This window comes from Sphingopyxis sp. H073 (assembly GCF_001468395.1).
In the GTDB taxonomy this organism is placed as follows: domain Bacteria; phylum Pseudomonadota; class Alphaproteobacteria; order Sphingomonadales; family Sphingomonadaceae; genus Sphingopyxis.
The window spans coordinates 246591-263236 of the sequence record NZ_LNSG01000006.1 but is presented as its reverse complement, the minus strand read 5'-3'; the positions used below and the strand labels follow the sequence as shown (position 1 = coordinate 263236).

General features: G+C 64.7%; 22 protein-coding genes. 13 read left to right on the top strand and 9 right to left on the bottom strand.

What is annotated here, in order from left to right; genetic code table 11:
• Window positions 1–5: 5 nt before the first annotated feature.
• Complete coding sequence (locus tag ATE64_RS13825) at window positions 6–458, top strand: hypothetical protein (protein WP_058455000.1); 453 nt, start codon at window positions 6–8, stop codon at window positions 456–458.
• On the opposite strand, the gene ATE64_RS13820 is transcribed toward ATE64_RS13825, so the two are convergent.
• Together ATE64_RS13820 and ATE64_RS13815 are read right to left on the bottom strand one after the other, a co-directional pair.
• Window positions 455–2299, bottom strand: a complete 1845-nt coding sequence (locus ATE64_RS13820; RefSeq protein ID WP_058455001.1) for a DUF885 domain-containing protein — start codon at window positions 2297–2299, stop codon at window positions 455–457. The two genes, ATE64_RS13825 and ATE64_RS13820, sit on opposite strands and share 4 nt — an antisense overlap.
• Before the next feature lie 128 nt (window positions 2300–2427).
• Window positions 2428–2844, bottom strand: coding sequence for a DUF3597 domain-containing protein (locus ATE64_RS13815; RefSeq protein WP_058455002.1), 417 nt, complete (start codon window positions 2842–2844; stop codon window positions 2428–2430).
• Window positions 2845–3023: 179 nt separating this feature from the next.
• Between ATE64_RS13815 and ATE64_RS13810 the strand changes: the two genes are divergently transcribed.
• Window positions 3024–3644, top strand: a complete 621-nt coding sequence (locus ATE64_RS13810) for a DUF937 domain-containing protein (RefSeq protein ID WP_058455003.1) — start codon at window positions 3024–3026, stop codon at window positions 3642–3644.
• A gap of 199 nt (window positions 3645–3843) precedes the next feature.
• Here ATE64_RS13810 and ATE64_RS13805 read toward each other — a convergent pair whose 3' ends face one another.
• The 3 genes from ATE64_RS13805 to rplU all read right to left on the bottom strand — a co-directional run bounded on the left by ATE64_RS13805 (window position 3844) and on the right by rplU (window position 5467).
• Complete coding sequence (locus tag ATE64_RS13805) at window positions 3844–4443, bottom strand: GNAT family N-acetyltransferase (protein WP_058455004.1); 600 nt, start codon at window positions 4441–4443, stop codon at window positions 3844–3846.
• A gap of 241 nt (window positions 4444–4684) precedes the next feature.
• On the bottom strand, window positions 4685–4954 hold the full coding sequence (gene rpmA, locus ATE64_RS13800; RefSeq protein ID WP_058455005.1) for a 50S ribosomal protein L27: 270 nt from the start codon (window positions 4952–4954) through the stop codon (window positions 4685–4687).
• A gap of 48 nt (window positions 4955–5002) precedes the next feature.
• Complete coding sequence (gene rplU / locus ATE64_RS13795; RefSeq protein WP_058455006.1) at window positions 5003–5467, bottom strand: 50S ribosomal protein L21; 465 nt, start codon at window positions 5465–5467, stop codon at window positions 5003–5005.
• Between the two features lie 227 nt (window positions 5468–5694).
• Between rplU and ATE64_RS13790 the strand changes: the two genes are divergently transcribed.
• Window positions 5695–6216: a hypothetical protein gene (locus tag ATE64_RS13790; protein ID WP_058455007.1), complete on the top strand. Its 522-nt coding sequence runs from the start codon at window positions 5695–5697 to the stop codon at window positions 6214–6216.
• A gap of 106 nt (window positions 6217–6322) precedes the next feature.
• Here the strand turns inward: ATE64_RS13790 and pspF are convergent, their stop codons facing one another.
• On the bottom strand, window positions 6323–7348 hold the full coding sequence (gene pspF / locus ATE64_RS13785) for a phage shock protein operon transcriptional activator (protein ID WP_058455008.1): 1026 nt from the start codon (window positions 7346–7348) through the stop codon (window positions 6323–6325).
• 176 nt (window positions 7349–7524) lie between these two features.
• On the opposite strand from pspF, the gene ATE64_RS21730 reads away from it, so the two are divergent.
• The 10 genes from ATE64_RS21730 to ATE64_RS13740 all read left to right on the top strand — a co-directional run bounded on the left by ATE64_RS21730 (window position 7525) and on the right by ATE64_RS13740 (window position 11233).
• Window positions 7525–7665 carry a hypothetical protein gene (locus ATE64_RS21730; RefSeq protein WP_156416522.1) on the top strand — a complete coding sequence of 47 codons (141 nt, stop codon included), beginning with the start codon at window positions 7525–7527 and terminating at the stop codon, window positions 7663–7665.
• Window positions 7666–7752: 87 nt separating this feature from the next.
• Window positions 7753–8415, top strand: a complete 663-nt coding sequence (pspA, locus tag ATE64_RS13780) for a phage shock protein PspA (protein WP_058455009.1) — start codon at window positions 7753–7755, stop codon at window positions 8413–8415.
• A 12-nt stretch (window positions 8416–8427) separates the two neighbouring features.
• On the top strand, window positions 8428–8709 hold the full coding sequence (gene pspB / locus ATE64_RS13775) for an envelope stress response membrane protein PspB (RefSeq protein WP_058455010.1): 282 nt from the start codon (window positions 8428–8430) through the stop codon (window positions 8707–8709).
• Between the two features lie 2 nt (window positions 8710–8711).
• Window positions 8712–9092 (top strand): envelope stress response membrane protein PspC, encoded by a 381-nt coding sequence (pspC, locus tag ATE64_RS13770; RefSeq protein ID WP_054731198.1) that lies wholly within the window; start codon window positions 8712–8714, stop codon window positions 9090–9092.
• 41 nt (window positions 9093–9133) lie between these two features.
• A complete protein-coding gene (locus ATE64_RS13765) occupies window positions 9134–9433 on the top strand; it encodes a hypothetical protein (protein ID WP_058455011.1) in 300 nt (99 codons plus the stop codon).
• 14 nt (window positions 9434–9447) lie between these two features.
• Window positions 9448–9765 (top strand): hypothetical protein, encoded by a 318-nt coding sequence (locus ATE64_RS13760; protein ID WP_058455012.1) that lies wholly within the window; start codon window positions 9448–9450, stop codon window positions 9763–9765.
• Window positions 9766–9775: 10 nt separating this feature from the next.
• A complete protein-coding gene (locus ATE64_RS13755) occupies window positions 9776–10024 on the top strand; it encodes a hypothetical protein (RefSeq protein ID WP_058455013.1) in 249 nt (82 codons plus the stop codon).
• 48 nt (window positions 10025–10072) lie between these two features.
• Window positions 10073–10345, top strand: a complete 273-nt coding sequence (locus ATE64_RS13750) for a hypothetical protein (RefSeq protein ID WP_058455014.1) — start codon at window positions 10073–10075, stop codon at window positions 10343–10345.
• 26 nt (window positions 10346–10371) lie between these two features.
• Window positions 10372–10629, top strand: a complete 258-nt coding sequence (locus ATE64_RS13745) for a hypothetical protein (protein WP_197410121.1) — start codon at window positions 10372–10374, stop codon at window positions 10627–10629.
• A gap of 193 nt (window positions 10630–10822) precedes the next feature.
• Entirely contained in the window at window positions 10823–11233 is a 411-nt protein-coding gene (locus tag ATE64_RS13740; protein ID WP_058455015.1) for a SufE family protein, read from the top strand.
• Window positions 11234–11498: 265 nt separating this feature from the next.
• Here ATE64_RS13740 and ATE64_RS13735 read toward each other — a convergent pair whose 3' ends face one another.
• From ATE64_RS13735 to clpP, 3 genes are all read right to left on the bottom strand, one after another.
• Window positions 11499–14186 (bottom strand): TonB-dependent receptor, encoded by a 2688-nt coding sequence (locus ATE64_RS13735; RefSeq protein WP_058455016.1) that lies wholly within the window; start codon window positions 14184–14186, stop codon window positions 11499–11501.
• A gap of 296 nt (window positions 14187–14482) precedes the next feature.
• On the bottom strand, window positions 14483–15751 hold the full coding sequence (gene clpX, locus ATE64_RS13730; protein ID WP_058455017.1) for an ATP-dependent Clp protease ATP-binding subunit ClpX: 1269 nt from the start codon (window positions 15749–15751) through the stop codon (window positions 14483–14485).
• A gap of 189 nt (window positions 15752–15940) precedes the next feature.
• Window positions 15941–16591, bottom strand: coding sequence for an ATP-dependent Clp endopeptidase proteolytic subunit ClpP (clpP, locus tag ATE64_RS13725; protein WP_058455018.1), 651 nt, complete (start codon window positions 16589–16591; stop codon window positions 15941–15943).
• Window positions 16592–16646: the final 55 nt, after the last annotated feature.

The window sequence follows — 16646 nt, the reverse complement described above, 5'->3', positions numbered from 1 at the left end:
GAAAGATGACCACCGAATTTTCAGCCCGCCTGTTCGCCGGCGACGAAGACATCCGTGCGATCGGCACTGGCCTGCTCGCACGCACTTTGCCGCGCGAGGCGTGGACACACGAAGCGCATCTCGGGGCCTGCCTTTGGCTGCTTTCCGAGCGCCCGGACATCGACGTCGATGCCGAGATTGCGGACATCATCCGCCGCTTCAACGAGAGCGTCGGCGGCGTGAACGACGACACGCAGGGCTATCACGACAGCATCACCCGCGCCTATGTCGCGGGCGTGCGGCTCTTCCTGTCGGAGACCACCGCAACGGGCCTTGCCGAGCGTGTCAACGCGATGCTGCTCTCCGACGTCGGTCGCCGCGACTGGCCGCTGCGCTTCTACAGCCGCGAGCTGCTCTTTTCGGTCCCGGCGCGGCGTGGGTTCGTCGAGCCCGATCTGGCGCCGCTGCCCCAGGTCTAGCCCTTCGTCCCTGCGATATATTCGTCGACATTCTTGGCGAGCACGTCGAGCGGGACGTTGCCGCCCTTGACCACCGTGTCGTCGAAATCGCGGAGGTCGTATTTTGCCCCCAGCGCGGCCTGCGCCCGGCCGCGCTGGCGGACGATCTCGCTGTGCCCGACCTTGTAGCCGCACGCCTGGCCGACCCAGCTGCAATAGCGGTCGACTTCGCTCGCGACCTCGAGCGGGTTCGAGCCGTTTTCCTTGACGAAGAATTCGACCCCCTGCTCGCGCGTCCAGCGTTTCGCATGAATGCCGGTGTCGACGACGAGGCGGCATGCGCGGAAGGCGAGCGACTGAAGATAGCCGAGCCGCCCGACCTCGAAATCGTCGTAGAGGCCGAGTTCGTCGGCGAGCTGTTCGGCATAAAGTGCCCAGCCTTCCGAATAGGCGTTGAACGCCAGCATCGTGCGGATGAGCGGCATCGAATGCGCATATTCTCCCTGCCACGCATGGCCGGGGATCGCCTCGTGCATCGTCAAATCGGGCAGCGAATATTTGCTGTGCAGATCGGTGGTGCGCAGGTTGATCCAGAAGCGCCCCGGGATGCTGCCGTCGATCGACCCCGCGCCGCCATAGGCCGCCGGTGCGCCGGGTTCCTCGGCGAGCGGGAGCCGCTTCACCTCGACATTGCCCTTCACCAGCGTGCGGAAGGCACGTGGCAATTGCGCCCGGATCTTGCCGAGCCAGGTCTGGATATAGGCGACGATCTCGGCGCGGCCCTGATCATTGTCGGGGAATTTGAAGCGCGGATCTTTAGCGAGCTCGTTCATCCGGTCGCCGACCGAGCCGTTGGTGTAGCCGAGCTTCTTGAGAATCGGGTCCATCCGGCCGTGCAGTTCGGCGAGCTGCTCGCGGCCCATCGCATGGACCTCATCGGGCGTCATGCGCGTCGTTGTCGAGGCGCGGAGCGCCCAGGCATAGAATTCGTCGCCATGCGGACGCGCCCACATGCCGGCGTCCATCGTCGCCTTTGGCCGCTGCGCCTTCAACTCGGCGAGCTGGCGTTCGAGCGCCGCCGCGACCGGCCCCTGCACGATCTTCGACGAGCGCGTGGACCAGTCGCCGGCGATCTTCGCCGCGGCGGTGCGGGTGACGAGGCTCTCGACCATCCCGCCGCCCGCCTTCGCGTCGGCGAGCGTCGCCTCGAGCTGCTTGACCGCCTTGTCGATCAGAAAGGCCGGGGCGATGAGGCCCTGGCCCCCCGCGGCTTTGAGGCGTTCGGTCTCGCCTTCGAGAACGCCCGGAAAGGCATTGAGGCGGGCGAGATAGGCTTCGGCATCGGCGGCGCTCTTCACCGGATGGTCGCTGTCGAGGAACTTCGGAATGTCGAGATAGGCGCCGACATTCTGGATCACGACATAGGGCGTGTTGCGCCAGCCGCCGACCGCGACGTCGCCATAGGGCTGCGCGAAGCCGTCGATCGCCACGCTGTAGGCGCTGTCGACGACCGCGAGGCTGGTGCGCGTCGCATGGTCGAGCCCGTCGGTCTTGAAAGCACGGATACGCGCGACGTCGGCCTTCAGCGTGTCGGCGATCGCCTTTTGTCCTGCGGCCGACCGGTCGCCGAGCTTTCCGCGCATCGCGGCACGCGCGCCGGTGTCGATGCCAAGCCCGGTCGCACCTTCGGGCGAGAGGGCGAGGAGATTGTCGGCGATCGAATCGAGCAGCGTTTGCGCCTCGCTATGCTCCGGCGCCTGCAGCGCTGCCACCGGATGCGCGATCGCAAGGCCCGCTGCACCTGCGCCGAGCGTGGCGAGCGTCTGGCGGCGGCTGACGGCGGTGGAAAGAATATCGGACACGAACAGGCTCCCTCGGGCGACTTTGTTGCTGTTGAAACCTGTCTAGGCGGCGGCTCGCGCCGGTCAACGAAAAGGGGCCGGGAAAGCCTGCGCTCTCCCGACCCCTGTCGAAAATTATGGACCGTCGGTCAGTCGGTGAGGTCGGCGGGCACCTTGCCGCCGTTCGCGGCGAGTTCGCGCATCACCGCCTTGTGCAGCCAGATGTTCATTTCCGCGCTGCCGTCGAGTTCGCCGGTATAGCCGAGCTCGGTCGCCAGTTCCTTGCGGTTGGCGAGGCTCGAATCGATGCCGAGCAGCTTCATCAGGTCGACGATCGACGTGCGCCAGTTGAGATCCTGGCCTGCCTTCGCGGCTTCGGCCGACAGGATCGCTTCGACGTCGACCTCGCTGATCGGGGCGGGGGTCTCGGCCGCGGTGGCCATCGCGCTCGTCGCGGCGCCGACCGCGGCGCCGATCGCGCTCGCCGATGCCGACGGGGCTGCGGGTTCTGCGGCCTCGGCCTTCTTGCCGAAGATCGCGTCCTTGATCTTGCCGAAAATGCTCATCTTTTCACTCCCACTAAGATGCGCGGCCATCCCGACCGGGGGGCGAGTCGCGGGGCCACAGGATGGACCTATGCATTTGTAAATGACAGCGAAATGAACGACTCCTCCTGGCTCCCCGACGGGGCTATGCTGGCGCCTATCGGCATGGCTGGATCGCGTGCCGAAGTGGGAGACTTGGCATGAATCTGGCCGACATATTGGCGCAAGCCGGTGGCATCGAATCGATGGCGAAGGAGCTGGGCGTTCCGCCCGGTGTGGCGCAGCAGGGCGCCGAAGCGCTGCTTCCCGCGATCCTCGGCGGCTTCAAGAAACAGGCACAGGGCGGCGGCGGGATCGAGGGTCTCGGCGCGTTGCTCGGCCAGCTCGGCGGCGGCGGGTTGCTCGACTCGGTGCTGGGCTCACAGCCGACCCCGGTCGAGCCGGGCAATGAGGTGCTCGGCCAGATTTTCGGGTCGAAGGACGTCAGCCGCTCGGTCGCCGACCATGCGGCGGGACAGACGGGGATCAGCGCAGGCCTGCTCAAGCAGATGCTGCCGATCCTCGCGATGATGGTCGCGGGTTATATGGCGAAGCAGGGTGGACAGGGGCAACAGGGCGGCGGCGGTCTCGGCGATCTGATCGGCGGCGCGCTCGGCGGTAGCGGCTCGTCGGGCGGCCTTGGCGGAATGCTCGGCAGCGTGCTTGGCGGCGGTGGCGCGTCAGGCGGCGGGCTCGGTGGCCTCGGCAAGATGCTCGACATGGACGGCGACGGCAATCCGCTCGACGACATCATCGGCATGGCAGGGAAGCTCAGGGGGTAACGAGCTTCTGATCGCGTCGTCCGGATCCGGCCGGTAGAGGCCCTAACTAATCCCGTTCGCATCGAGCGAAGTCGAGATGCCCCTGGGTCCAGGCGCTGCTTCGATGGGTGTCTCGACTTCGCTCGACACGAACGGAAATAGGGGACGGTCTGGAAACCACCCCTAAGCGGTCGCTCGACGATTCGGCTCGGGCGTCTCTTCAGGCCGCGATCAGGCGGATTTCCTCGCGAAAGTCGGCATCGATGTCGATCCGGCCGCGCATTGGGGTGACGGCATTGCTGCCGTCCCCGTCGTCGCCTTCCTCGAACAGCGCGCACGCCGCCTCGCCGCCGCGCGCGACACTATAGCGCTGCGCGACCTTGCCGGTCGGCCGGAACCCGAGCTTGCGCAGCACCGCGCCCGATGCCGGATTGTCGACGAAATGCCCAGCCGACAATTTCGGCAGGTGCATCGCGCGGGCAATCCGCAGCAGCTGGCGCCCGGCTTCGGTCGCGAAACCGAGACCCCAATAGGGACGGGCGATCCAGTAGCCCATTTCGAGCTCGCCCTCGGGGCCGGGTGAAATACCACAGCCGCCGACAAGGCGCGGGGCGCCAACGGTGCGGGCGAAGATCAGGAAGCGCGGCTGGGTCGGGTCGATCGGCTGGTTCAGGAACTTCTGCGCCTCTTCCTCGCCATAGGGCCAGGGCGCGCGGGCAAGGTTCCGCACGACCGCCTCTTCGCCGATTGCCCGCGCGAGGGCGGGGGCGTCTTCTTGCCAGCCGGGCCGCAGCAACAATCTTTCGGTACGCGCAAACATTCTTATCACTCCCATTTGCCTGTCGCCCTAGCCGCCACATGGTGACTCTTTGACGACAGTCGATGCGCGAGGGAGATGGATGGCCCTGTTTTCGCGTCCGGAACCGAGGCAATCGACGGCGGACAAGAAAAAAGGGAGTCCGGGGGTGACCCGTCTCCCTCTTTTCGAACCTTGTTTCCGCTTGGGGCGGAAAGGACGGCTCCGGGTCATCCCTTGATGGGCGACCCGTGCAAGATCGCCCTTATTCGGCGGCTTCCGCCATGGCGTCGACCGACACATATTTGCGGCCAAGCTTGCCATCGTGGAATCGGACGCGGCCGTCGGCGGTGGCGAACAGCGTGTGGTCCTTGCCCATGCCGACGTTGACGCCCGCGTACACCTTGGTGCCGCGCTGGCGCACGATGATGTTGCCGCCGATCACTTCCTGACCGCCGAACTTCTTCACGCCAAGGCGCTTGGCCTGCGAGTCGCGACCGTTGCGCGACGAACCGCCTGCTTTCTTATGTGCCATGACCTAAACTCCTTACTTCGCTTGAGGGGCCGAGCTGCGTTACCGCGCTCAGGCTTCCTTCTTGGGGGCCGCCTTCTTGGCAGCGGGCTTCTTTTCGGCGGTCTCGGCCTTGGGGGCAGCGGCCTTCTTCGGCGCGGCAGCCTTTTCGGCGGCGGGAGCAGCGGCGGCCTCTTCGACCTTCGGCGCGGCTTCCTTCTTCGGTGCGGCCTTCTTGGCTTCGCCGACGGCAAGGATGCGCAGCAGCGTCAGCGACTGGCGGTGGCCGTTGCGGCGACGGTAGTTGTGCCGGCGGCGCTTCTTGAACACGATGACCTTTTCGCCGCGGGTCTGGGCGATGATCTCGGCCGAAACGGTCAGACCCTTCGCATCCTTCACCTCGCCGCCGTCACCGGCCAGCAGGACGTCGCCCAGCGACACGGTGTCACCGGCTTCACCCTCGATCTTCTCGACGGCGATCTTGTCTCCGGCGGCAACGCGATACTGCTTTCCGCCCGTGCGCACGATTGCGAACATGGTCTTCCATCCAATCAGAAACTAGAACACCCGCGCTGCCGGTCACCCGCCAAAGCAGGCGAATTTTCCAGCAAGCGGGAAAGACCGCGCACCTAGCGATCTCCGTTCGTGCTGTCAACCGCATATTTCCGTGCTTTTTAACGGATAATGCAGCGAAGCCAAGTTGGCTCCGGGGATTCCGATTCGGCACTTGCCGCCTGCGCACGCGCCCCATATCAGGGGCGGCAATGAAGCGCGCCTCCTTATTCCTGCCTGTCATGGCTGCCCTGACCCTGTCCGCCTGCGCCGGCGGGCCCGGAGCAGGCGGACCGGCGCCGTCGCTGGCCAAGCGCGCGGTTGAAGGGCGGTTCGAAGTGGTCCCGCCGTCGGTCGCGGTCACGCCCCCCGGGCCGTTGCCTACCGACCTTGCCGGCCGGCTCGGGCGGTGGGAAGCCGATTCGACCGCTGCCCAGCAGGCTTTCGCCTCCGAGCGCGACGCGGCAGCCTCGGCGGTTGCGGCGGCTGCTGGCGCGCCGGTGGCGAGCGAACGCTGGGTCGTCGCGCAGCAGGCGATCTCGCGTCTCGTCGCTGCGCGGGCGCCGCTGACCGAGGCGCTGGCGGACCTCGACCGGCTTTATCTGGAGCGCAGCATCGACGAAGCGGTCGACGGCCTTCCCGACATCTACGCTCTGCGTGACCGGCTTGCCGATACGGCGTCGGCGCAGGAGGCGATCATCGAGGCGCTGAGCAAACAGCTGCCTGGGGAGTAACCCCTGCCTGTCGCCATCCCGGACTCGATCCCGGATCCATCGTTCCAGCGCCAGGATGAATGGACCCCGGATCGAGTCCGGGGTGACGAAAAACGGCAGGGCGGCGTTACTGATTCAGCCCATGCTTTTTTAGTGCATGGCGAATCTGGTCGTAGCTGAGGCCCAGCGCCTCGGCCGCGACCTTCTGGTTGAAACGGCAGCGCGCCATCGTGTCGGCCAAGATCTGCTTTTCATAGGCGTCGACCGCGGCGCGCAGGTCGCTGACCGGGCCCGATTGCGGTTCGGGGGCGGTGGGGGCGCCTTCGCTCGCCGCGGCAGCCGCTGCCGGTTTGGCGGTCGCGTTGCGGACGACCGGCTGCCAGGGACTCGCGAAGGGATCGAAGCTCAGCGCGTCGACCGGCCGCTCGGGATCGGCCCAGCGATAGATGGCGCGCTCGATGACGTTACGCAGCTCGCGGACATTGCCCGGCCAGTCGTGGCCCTCCATCGCCGCCAGCGCGCGCGGGCCGAAGCCGGGCCATTCCTCCCAGCCGAGTACCGCCGCCATGCGCTGGCCGAAGTAGGTGGCGAGCACCTCGATATCGCCCTCGCGCGCGCGCAGCGGGGGGAGGGTGATGACCTCGAACGACAGCCGGTCGAGCAGGTCGGCGCGGAAGCGGTTGTCTTCGACCAGCGCGGGCAGGTGCTCGTTCGTCGCCGCGACGATGCGGACGTCGACGCGGATCGGGCGCGACGAGCCGACGCGGGTGACCTCGCCATATTCGACAGCGCGCAGCAGCCGCTCCTGCGCCCCCATCGACATCGTCGCCAGCTCGTCGAGGAAGAGCGTGCCGCCGTCGGCCTCTTCGAAGCGTCCGGCGCGCGTTTTGGTCGCGCCGGTAAAGGCGCCCGCCTCATGCCCGAACAGCTCGCTCTCGATCAGCGTCTCGGGCATCGCGGCGCAGTTCATGATCACATAGGGGCGGTCCCAGCGCGCCGACAGGCGATGGAGGCGTTCGGCGATCAGTTCCTTGCCGGTGCCGCGCTCGCCGATCACGAGCACCGGGCGGTCGAGCGTCGCCGCCTGGCTCGCGCGGTCGACCGCATCCTGAAAGGCCGCCGACTGGCCGATGAACTGCGTTTCGCGTTCCATTCCCAATCATTGGCAAATTTTCCCGCTGAATGGCAAGTCAATTCGCGGCGAGGCCAGGTTTCTGCGTCAAGTTTGGCGCTTTTCTGCCATTGCGGGCAATTGGCACGCCTCCTGCAATGATATTCACGAGCCGGCGCACATCGCTCCGGTGCAGCGAAAAAGGGAAGGTAGAACCCATGAAGACGATGTTTGCCCAAGCCGCCACCTTCGCGCTCAGCGCGTTCGGAGCGCTGGCTATTTTCGTCGGCGTGATCGACCAGCCGAAAGTCCTTTACGACATCGCTGCGGCAACCCCGGCGGTCAGCCATCTGGCCTGACCGAACACTGGTGCCGGGGCACTCTCCCCCCTTGCCCCGCCCCGGCACCAGCATTTCTTAGGACCAAGTTTCGACAGGAGTTTCCAAATGGGTATTTTCTCACGGACCCGCGACATCATCGCCGCCAACGTCACCGACCTGCTCGACCGCGCGGAAGATCCCGAAAAGATGATCCGCCAGATCATCTTCGAGATGAACGAAACGCTCGTCGAAGTCCGCGCCTCTGCCGCCCGCACGATCGCGGACCAGAAGGAAATGCGCCGCCACATCGCCAAGCTCGAAAGCCTGCAGGACAGCTGGAAGGAAAAGGCCGAACTCGCGCTGTCGAAGGACCGCGAAGATCTCGCCACTGCCGCCCTCGTCGAAAAGCAGAAGGCCGGCGACATGGCCGACAAGCTGAAGGCCGAGATCGCCGTCCTCGACGACGCGCTGCAGGGCTATGAAGCCGATATCGCCAAGCTGCAGAAGAAGTTGAGCGAAGCGCGCGCGCGCCAGTCGAGCGTCGTCAACCGCCTCGAAAGCGCCGAGAACCGCTATAAGCTGCGCGAGATGACTAATGGCGACCGCGTCCAGGATGCCTTCTCGCGCTTCGAGATCCTCGAACGCCGCGTCGACGAAGCCGAAGGCCGCGCCGATGCGCTCGGTCTCGGCTACAAGAAGTCGCTCGACGAGGAAATCGCCGACCTGCAGGCCGCCGACAAGGTCGCCGACGAACTCGCCGCGCTGAAGGCCGCGCAGGGCAAGAAGTAAGGAGCCGGACCGATGGAAGAAGTGATCATTGTCCCGATCGTCATTGGCACCCTCTTCCTCGGTCTGCCCTGGCTGATCCTCCACTACATCACCAAGTGGAAGCAGGCCAAGACGCTGACCGGAGAGGATGAGCAGCTGCTCGACGAACTCTACGACACGGCGCGCCGGCTCGAAAACCGCCTGCACACCGTCGAACGCATCATCAGCGCCGACCATCCCGACTTCCGCCCTTCGGTGCGGAGCGATGAAGAGCTGGCGCAACTCGAAAACAACAGCACGAGCCGGAGGAACTGAAGATGTCTGCCAGCCGCACGAAATTCTACCTCGACAAACAGAACGCCAAGTGGAGCGGTGTGTGCGCCGGGATCGCGGATTATAGCGGGATCGACGTCCTCTGGGTTCGCGTCGGCGCGGTCCTCCTGACCCTGATGGGCGGGTTCCCCTGGACGCTGATCGCCTACTGGATGGTCGCCTGGATGGGGACGCCCAAGCCCTTCGCGCTCTACGGATCGAACGAGGAGGCGAAGTTCTGGCAGGGCGTGCGCTCGAACCCCAGCGCCTCGACCCGCGACATCCGCTCGCGCTTTCGCGACATCGACCGCCGGCTCGCCGACATCGAGCTCTACTACACCAGCCACAACCGCCGTCTCGCCGACGAGATCGACGCTCTCCGGTAATCGGCGCGCAGATCGACTGACGGGCAACAGGGAGAATAAGAATGAACTTCGGTGGTCCTGCTTTCGTCCTCGCCATCATCGCCCTGTCGATCGGCGGCTGGATGTTCACCACCTGGATCCGCGCCAAGCACGGCTATCCCGTTGAGAATGAATGGGGCGGCACGGTTCATCGAACCGACGTCGACGCTGATCGAAAAATCACGCTGCTCACGGAGGAGAATGCCAGACTCGTCGGCCAGATCGGCCGGCTCGAGGAACGCATCTCGGTGCTCGAACGCATCGCGACCGACAATCACGGCCAGGCCGCGCAGCTCGCCGACCAGATCGACCGTCTGCGCTGAGAGGATAGACGACAATGGATCTCGTATTGCTCAACACCATCGCCCCCGTTGCCGCCATCGTCGGCCTGGCCGGGGTCGGCGGCTGGGTCTTCACCACCTGGCTTCGCGTCAAGAACGGCTATCCGCTCGAAAACAGCTGGGGCAAGGCGATCTATCCCAAGACGAGCGACGAGACGATCGAGCGCGTCAAGCTGGTCAGCCAGGAAAATGCCCAGCTCCGCGCCGAACTGGGTTCGGTCAAGGACCGCCTTGCAGTGATCGAGCGCATCGTCACCGACGAGGGGCATCGGCTGAGCCATGAGATCGAGGCGCTGCGGCGCCCCGCGAACTGAGGAACATATCATGGAAAATATGATCTACGCGCTGATCCCGCTCGCGCCGTTCATCGTCGGGGGGCTGTTCATCTGGACCAAGCACCAGCAGAAGATGATCGAAAAGCAGTCGGAAATGACCGCCGAGAAGGCGGCGCAATATGCGGCGCAGACCGAACGGCTCGAAGCCCGCGTCCGCGTCCTCGAACGCATTGCCACCGATCGCGGTGTCGATGTCGCCGAAGAGATCGAAAAGCTGCGCGACGCGCCGCTCAACTGACACCGACAAAAGACCACAACAACAAGAAACAAGCGAAAGGATCCCCCCATGAACCCCTTTGAAATGGTCATCGGCATCGTCCTCATCGTGACCATCGGCAGCATCGTCCGCGCGAAATATGGCGTGCGCCGCGATCGCCACGGTAATGAAGTCTATGTCGCGAACAACGCCGCGACCGAAGCCGAGACTAGGGCGCTGCAGGCAGAGATCCGCGCGCTCAAGGAGCGCATCCAGGTGCTCGAACGCATCGCCACCGACAATAACCGCGCGGTCACGCTCGACCAGGAAATCGAGAGCCTGCGCGACCGGTCCCTCCCCTGAGACCTTGACGAAGAAGGAGCCAACCCATGGGCACCATGACGTCTGACCTCGCCACCAACCTGATCACGGCGGCGGTCGCGCTGTCGGCGCTGTCGATTATCAGCCTTGCTGCGCTCCGCGGCTGGCGCGACTGGATCCAACTGAAGCGCGAGGAACTCGCGGCGGGCCACGGTCCCGCGGCGAACGACCCCTCCGTCCCGCACGCCGGATCGCGGATCGAGATCGCCGACCTCAAGGAACGGCTGCGCAAGCTCGAAGCCATCGCGGCGGGGGTCGATCTGTAACCACCCATTTCTCATGGTCACCCTGAACTTGTTTCAGGGCCCATGGCCGGAGCCCCCCAAGCGCGGCGAATATCGAGAGCGGGGGGCCATGTATGCTGACACAGCGAAACCATGGCCGCAGCCAGCATGGCGAGTGTTGAAGCGAGGGGCAAAGCCCTTTCCTCCGCCCCCCAAATCTGCCACTGGCGCCGCCATGCGCAGCCTGACCGACATCTTCGAAGAATATGACTTTCTCGACGGCGACGATCGCTATCGCCTGCTGATCGAGCTAGGCCGGGAACTCGAGCCGATGCCCGACGCGCTCAAGACCGACGCGACCTTGGTCCGCGGCTGTTCGGCCAGCGTCTGGGTTTATCCGGTACCGCAGGACGGCGGGCGGCTCCATTTCCTCGCCGACAGCAATGCCGCGATCACCAAGGGGATCGTCGCGCTGGTCCTTGCGGCGGTGCAGGACCGCCCGGCGGCCGAAGTCGCGGCGATGGACGTCGCCGCCGCGCTCGCCCCCTTCGACCTCACGCGCCAGCTCTCGTCGAACCGCACGCAGGGCGTCCCCAACATGATCGCGCTTGTGCAAGACACCGCGCGCCGGATCGCCGCGGACTGAACCGCCTGCCGCTCCGGCCGGTCGAGCTGCTTTTGGCGGCATCGGGGTGGATTCCAGCCTTTCAGTTCACGTCCTGCTGAACTTGTTTCAGCATCCATGGACCGAGCGTTCGTCCGGCGTCGCGCCGAAGGAAACGGCAGACCATGGACCCTGAAACAAGTTCAGGGTGACGATGGGAAGATGTCGACCTCCGGTCGATAGCCGCAAAAGAAAAAGGGCGCGGGAGTTTCCTCCCGCGCCCGATTTCCTGGTCGTTCGTTGGGGCCTAGAAGCCGACGACGATCGAGCCGATGAAGGTCCGCGGCGAACCGATCTGGACGAACGGCACCGAGTTGTTCGCAAGCTGGCCGTCGAAGCCGCCGACATAGAGCTTGTCGAACAGGTTCGACACGTTGAGCTGGAAATAGACCTTGTCGCCGAAGCCCGCCCAGTCGAGGTTCAGACGGGCGTCGAGATCGACCAGCGTGTAGGCCGGCGCCTTCGCACCATAGACGACCGTGTTGGCGACGCCATTGACCGTCTGGTACAGCGGCGTGTTCTGGTCGTTGACGTAACGCGGGCCGGTGCGCTTCACCTGCACGCCGAGTTCGACCGGGCCGAGCTGGCCCTGGGCGCGACCGCCGAAGGTGTAGGTCGGCGAACCCGATTCGCGCTTGCCCTTGGTCAGCGCGAACGACTGCTGGCCAACCGCCGTACAGCCATAGAAGCCCGCTGCGACGTCGGCCGCGGCGCACGTGCCGAGACGGACATTGTCCTTGATTTCCGACTTCAGGTACGAACCGAAGGCATAGACCGAGAGTTCGGGGATCGGGCGGTACGAGACGCTGGCGTCGATGCCATATTTGTCGACGCGGCCGAGGTTACGGTAAACGTTACGCTCGGTCTCGGGATCGAACGACGAAGCGAGACGATCGTGGAAGATCGTGTACCAGGGACCGATCTGCGCCTGGACCTTGCTCGTCGAGTAACGGACGCCGACGTCGAAATTGTCGGTGGTTTCGGGCTTCGGATTCGCCTGATCGGTGTCCGTCGGGAAATAGAAGGCGTTGTAGAGATTGTCCGTACCCGGGACCTGAACGCCTTTCGAATAGTTGGCGAAGATGCTGATGTCGCCCGTCGCGTCGAAGGTCAGGCCGACGTTCGGCGTGAACTTGTTATACTTGCGGATGCGCTGCTGCGGACCCTGCACCGGCGCGGTGACGCCAGGGGCGATGGTGACGGTCGGGTTCGCTGCCAGCCAGGCCTGCAGGCCAGCGGTGTTCGTGCCGAAGCATTCGACGAAGCCGGTCGCGCTCGAGGTCGCGCAATAGTTGTTCAGGTCGCGCTTAAACATCTTGTACGAACCGCCGACCTGCACGGTCAGGGCGCCGAATTCGCCGCGATATTCGCCGCCGACGAGGTTCAGCGTCGCGATCGACTTGCGGTCGCGCTTCTGCAGGACGTTGCCCGACGCATCGGCCAGCGGGTCGTTGACCGGGAAGACGTCGAAGGGCTTGCCATTGGCCTGCAGGAAACCCGTTTCGCCGGTCTGGCGGTGGCGTGCGCGGTCGAGGCTGTAGAACACGCGGAACGTGTGTTCGTCGTTCAGCTCATAGCGCAGACCGGCGATGACGCCGTAGCGACGGGTCTGCGTCTGGCTGGGCGCGAGGACGCGGACGGTGTCGAGCAGGTCGCCGTCGCCGTTGAGATCGCGGCCATAATAGGGAGTGCCGCCGATATAGCCCATCTGGCAGCTCACCGTCGCGCTGTTCGGCGTGGTGTTGCAGTTTGCGGCGCCGCCGGTCGGGTTGACGTCGCGGCGCGCTTCCTGGCCGACGACCGTGCCGCCGCCGTTCGCCTTCACATATTGGAAGCTGGGGTCGACCGTCAGGACGAGGCCCTGCGCCAGCGTGAAGCGCGAGTTGACGCGGATATTGCCGGTATTCGAGGGGTTGTACCGCTCGTCGAACGTCGAGCCGCAGCTGTTGGCAACGTCTGCCTGACCCGGGCGCGCGGCCGAGTTGATCGTGCACTTGGCGATGCCATAGTCACGGTCGTCCTTGCTCTGCGGGAAGATGTTCGGGACGAAGTTCGACGCGATGTTATGGACGTCGCGAAGGCCGACCGAACCGAAGAAATTGTTGCGGTTCTGGTTGTAGTGGCCAGAGATCGCAACGAAGTCGCCGTCATCGCCGATCGGCTGATAAAGCTTGGCGTTATACTGCTGCTTGTGGATCTTGCCGGTGCGCGAATCGATCGCAGCGCGCGCTGCCGTGGTCGGCGTCGCGGCGTAGGCCGGCTGGTCTTCGTTGCCGAACACCGTGTCATTCTCTGCGTTGCTTGCCGAGATGAACAGGCGCGTGCCCCAAGGGGTCAGGACGCCGCTGTCGATCATGCCGAAGATGCGGAAGAAGCCAAAGTCGCCGGCCGAGCCGACCAGCTTGACGCCGAACTCTTCGCCCGGCGTGCGCGTGCGATAGTTGACGGTCGAACCAGAGGCCGCGGCGGTCGGGCTGTCGACGTCGGTCGAGCCGAGGTTGACGTTGACCTGCTCGATCAGCTCGGGGTCGAGTTGCTGGTTCGAATAGAGCGCATAGTTACCCGAGTCGTTCAGCGGAATACCATCGAACGTCTGGTTGATGCGGGTGTTGTCGAAGCCGCGGATCGACAATTTGCCGCCCGCCGAGCCGAAGGGGTCGTTGTTCTGGAAGCTGACGCCCGGAAGCTGGTTGATGATGTCGTTGATCGTCTGGCCGGGCGCCTGGCGTTCGATGAACTCCTGCGTCAGGACGGCTTTCGCTTTGGTGGTGTCGGGCGTCTGGACGCCGGCGACGCCGCGGTTGGTGGCCGTGCCAGTGACCACGATTTCGTTTTCGAAGTCCTGCGAACCGGTCGACTGGGCGAAAGCCGGGGTGGAGAGCAGCGCGACCGGAATCAGCGCGGCGCTGGCGGCGAGCGTATGGCGGAATTTCATTTCAGGATGTCCCCTTGGTGGTGCGTTCGGCAGACGCGCGACAAAGGGCGCCCCTGACCTGCGAGCGCCCCTGAAGCCCGCATGTGGCACGATTGTGACAGCAATTGTGACAGTGCAAGCCGGGAGGGGAGGCGCGGCCGGTGAAAGGCTAAAAAAGCGCGAATTTTCGTGACCCAAGCCAAACTATCCACAGGGTGAGCGGCTTTTTTTTGGCGAACTGTTGCTGCAATGCAACAAAAAGGGGCGCCGCGCATTGCGCGCGGCACCCCGTCATGTCCGGAAAAGGCGGTCGCGACTCAGGCGGCGTCGCCGGCTTCCTTTGCCTTGTCGGCATAGACGCGCACCGGATCCTTGCGGCCTTCGACGACGTCCTTGTCGACGACGATCTCGACGACGTCGGTGAGGTCGGGCAGGTCGAACATCGTGTCGAGCAGGATCGCCTCGACGATCGAGCGGAGGCCGCGCGCGCCGGTCTTGCGTTCGATCGCCTTTTTCGCGACCGCGATGAGCGCATCGTCGGTGAAGGTCAGCGACACTTCCTCGAGGTCGAACAGCTTCTTATACTGCTTGACCAGCGCGTTCTTGGGCTCGCCCAGAATCTTGACCAGCGCGTCGATGTCGAGATCCTCGAGCGTCGCGATGACCGGCAGGCGGCCGACGAATTCGGGGATCAGGCCGAACTTCAGCAGATCCTCGGGCTCGATATTCTTCAGCACCTCGCCCGCGCGGCGTTCGTCGGGCCCGGCGACATGCGCGCCGAAACCGATCGACTTGCCCTGCAGGCGGTCGCCGATGATCTTTTCGAGGCCGGCGAAGGCGCCGCCGGCGATGAACAGGATGTTCGTCGTGTCGACCTGCAGGAATTCCTGCTGCGGATGCTTGCGGCCGCCCTGCGGCGGAACGCTGGCGGTCGTGCCTTCCATCAGCTTGAGCAGCGCCTGCTGCACGCCTTCGCCCGACACGTCGCGGGTGATCGACGGGTTTTCGGCCTTGCGGCTGATCTTGTCGATCTCGTCGATATAGACGATGCCGCGCTGCGCCTTTTCGACATTATAGTCGCTGGCCTGGAGCAGCTTCAGGATGATATTCTCGACATCCTCGCCGACATAGCCCGCCTCGGTGAGCGTCGTCGCGTCGGCCATCGTGAAGGGCACGTCGAGAAAACGCGCGAGCGTCTGCGCGAGCAGGGTCTTGCCGCTGCCCGTCGGGCCGACGAGCAGGATGTTCGACTTCGCGAGTTCGACGTCTTCGCCGCGACCCGAGTTGGCGAGGCGCTTGTAATGGTTGTGGACCGCGACCGACAGCACGCGCTTGGCCTTGTTCTGGCCGATCACATAGGCGTCGAGATGCTGGCAGATTTCCAGCGGCGTCGGTACCGCGCCGTCCTTGCGCGCGGCGACCCCGCCCTTGATCTCTTCGCGGATGATGTCGTTGCAAAGCTCGACGCATTCGTCGCAGATGAACACGGTCGGTCCGGCAATCAGCTTGCGGACTTCGTGCTGCGACTTGCCGCAGAAGGAGCAGTAAAGAGTGCTCTTGCTGTCCGAGCCGCTCAATTTGGTCATATAATATCCTCTGGCGGACCCAAATGGGGCGCCGATTCCTTTATCCTAATCCCCGGCCACCCAATTACAATATGGCAATTGGGTGACATGGGTACAATGTCCGGTCTGGCACAGGTCGGCGAAAGAGCCGTCAAGAAACGCGGTTACTGACGGTTCTGCGTTGCTTGATCCGGGCGCGCCGCGCGTTGCTCAGGGCGTCGGGCCTTCGCTGATTTCCTTGGGCGACTCATCGCCGGGCAGGCCCGGACGGCGGTCGTACACATGGTCGACGAGGCCGAAGGTCTTGGCTTCGTCGGCCTCGAGGAAGGTGTCGCGGTCCATCGCCTTCTCGATCTCTTTCAGCGACTTGCCGGTATATTTGACATAGAGGTCGTTCATCCGCTTGCGGATGCGCAGGATTTCCTTGGCCTGGATCTCGATGTCCGATGCCATGCCGCGCGCGCCGCCCGACGGCTGGTGGATCATCACGCGCGCATTGGTCAGCGCGACGCGCATCCCGGGCTCGCCCGCCGCGAGCAGGAAGCTGCCCATCGAGGCGGCCTGGCCGATGCACACCGTGCCGACGCGCGGACGGATATATTGCATCGTGTCGTGGATCGCCATGCCCGCCGTGACGACGCCGCCCGGCGAGTTGATATACATATAGATGTCCTTCTTCGGATTTTCCGATTCGAGGAACAAGAGCTGTGCGACGATCAGCGAGGCCATATTGTCCTCGACCTCGCCGGTGACGAAAACGATCCGTTCGCGCAGCAGGCGCGAGAAAATGTCGAAGCTGCGTTCGCCGCGACTCGTCTGTTCGACGACGACGGGAACAAGGGCGGCCAGCGGATCGATCATCGGGATTAAGTCCTTACATTTATCGGGTTGCCGCGCCGAGGACCGGCGGGCTGCC

What these genes read in the sequence shown, in the direction of transcription:
- ATE64_RS13825 (WP_058455000.1), top strand. Translation starts at nt 6, where the DNA reads ATGACCACCGAATTTTCAGCCCGCCTGTTCGCCGGCGACGAAGACATC.
- ATE64_RS13815 (WP_058455002.1), bottom strand. Translation starts at nt 2,844, where the DNA reads ATGAGCATTTTCGGCAAGATCAAGGACGCGATCTTCGGCAAGAAGGCC.
- ATE64_RS13810 (WP_058455003.1), top strand. Translation starts at nt 3,024, where the DNA reads ATGAATCTGGCCGACATATTGGCGCAAGCCGGTGGCATCGAATCGATG.
- ATE64_RS13805 (WP_058455004.1), bottom strand. Translation starts at nt 4,443, where the DNA reads ATGTTTGCGCGTACCGAAAGATTGTTGCTGCGGCCCGGCTGGCAAGAA.
- rpmA (WP_058455005.1), bottom strand. Translation starts at nt 4,954, where the DNA reads ATGGCACATAAGAAAGCAGGCGGTTCGTCGCGCAACGGTCGCGACTCG.
- rplU (WP_058455006.1), bottom strand. Translation starts at nt 5,467, where the DNA reads ATGTTCGCAATCGTGCGCACGGGCGGAAAGCAGTATCGCGTTGCCGCC.
- ATE64_RS13790 (WP_058455007.1), top strand. Translation starts at nt 5,695, where the DNA reads ATGAAGCGCGCCTCCTTATTCCTGCCTGTCATGGCTGCCCTGACCCTG.
- pspF (WP_058455008.1), bottom strand. Translation starts at nt 7,348, where the DNA reads ATGGAACGCGAAACGCAGTTCATCGGCCAGTCGGCGGCCTTTCAGGAT.
- ATE64_RS21730 (WP_156416522.1), top strand. Translation starts at nt 7,525, where the DNA reads ATGAAGACGATGTTTGCCCAAGCCGCCACCTTCGCGCTCAGCGCGTTC.
- pspA (WP_058455009.1), top strand. Translation starts at nt 7,753, where the DNA reads ATGGGTATTTTCTCACGGACCCGCGACATCATCGCCGCCAACGTCACC.
- pspB (WP_058455010.1), top strand. Translation starts at nt 8,428, where the DNA reads ATGGAAGAAGTGATCATTGTCCCGATCGTCATTGGCACCCTCTTCCTC.
- pspC (WP_054731198.1), top strand. Translation starts at nt 8,712, where the DNA reads ATGTCTGCCAGCCGCACGAAATTCTACCTCGACAAACAGAACGCCAAG.
- ATE64_RS13765 (WP_058455011.1), top strand. Translation starts at nt 9,134, where the DNA reads ATGAACTTCGGTGGTCCTGCTTTCGTCCTCGCCATCATCGCCCTGTCG.
- ATE64_RS13760 (WP_058455012.1), top strand. Translation starts at nt 9,448, where the DNA reads ATGGATCTCGTATTGCTCAACACCATCGCCCCCGTTGCCGCCATCGTC.
- ATE64_RS13755 (WP_058455013.1), top strand. Translation starts at nt 9,776, where the DNA reads ATGGAAAATATGATCTACGCGCTGATCCCGCTCGCGCCGTTCATCGTC.
- ATE64_RS13750 (WP_058455014.1), top strand. Translation starts at nt 10,073, where the DNA reads ATGAACCCCTTTGAAATGGTCATCGGCATCGTCCTCATCGTGACCATC.
- ATE64_RS13745 (WP_197410121.1), top strand. Translation starts at nt 10,372, where the DNA reads ATGGGCACCATGACGTCTGACCTCGCCACCAACCTGATCACGGCGGCG.
- ATE64_RS13740 (WP_058455015.1), top strand. Translation starts at nt 10,823, where the DNA reads ATGCGCAGCCTGACCGACATCTTCGAAGAATATGACTTTCTCGACGGC.
- ATE64_RS13735 (WP_058455016.1), bottom strand. Translation starts at nt 14,186, where the DNA reads ATGAAATTCCGCCATACGCTCGCCGCCAGCGCCGCGCTGATTCCGGTC.
- clpX (WP_058455017.1), bottom strand. Translation starts at nt 15,751, where the DNA reads ATGACCAAATTGAGCGGCTCGGACAGCAAGAGCACTCTTTACTGCTCC.
- clpP (WP_058455018.1), bottom strand. Translation starts at nt 16,591, where the DNA reads ATGATCGATCCGCTGGCCGCCCTTGTTCCCGTCGTCGTCGAACAGACG.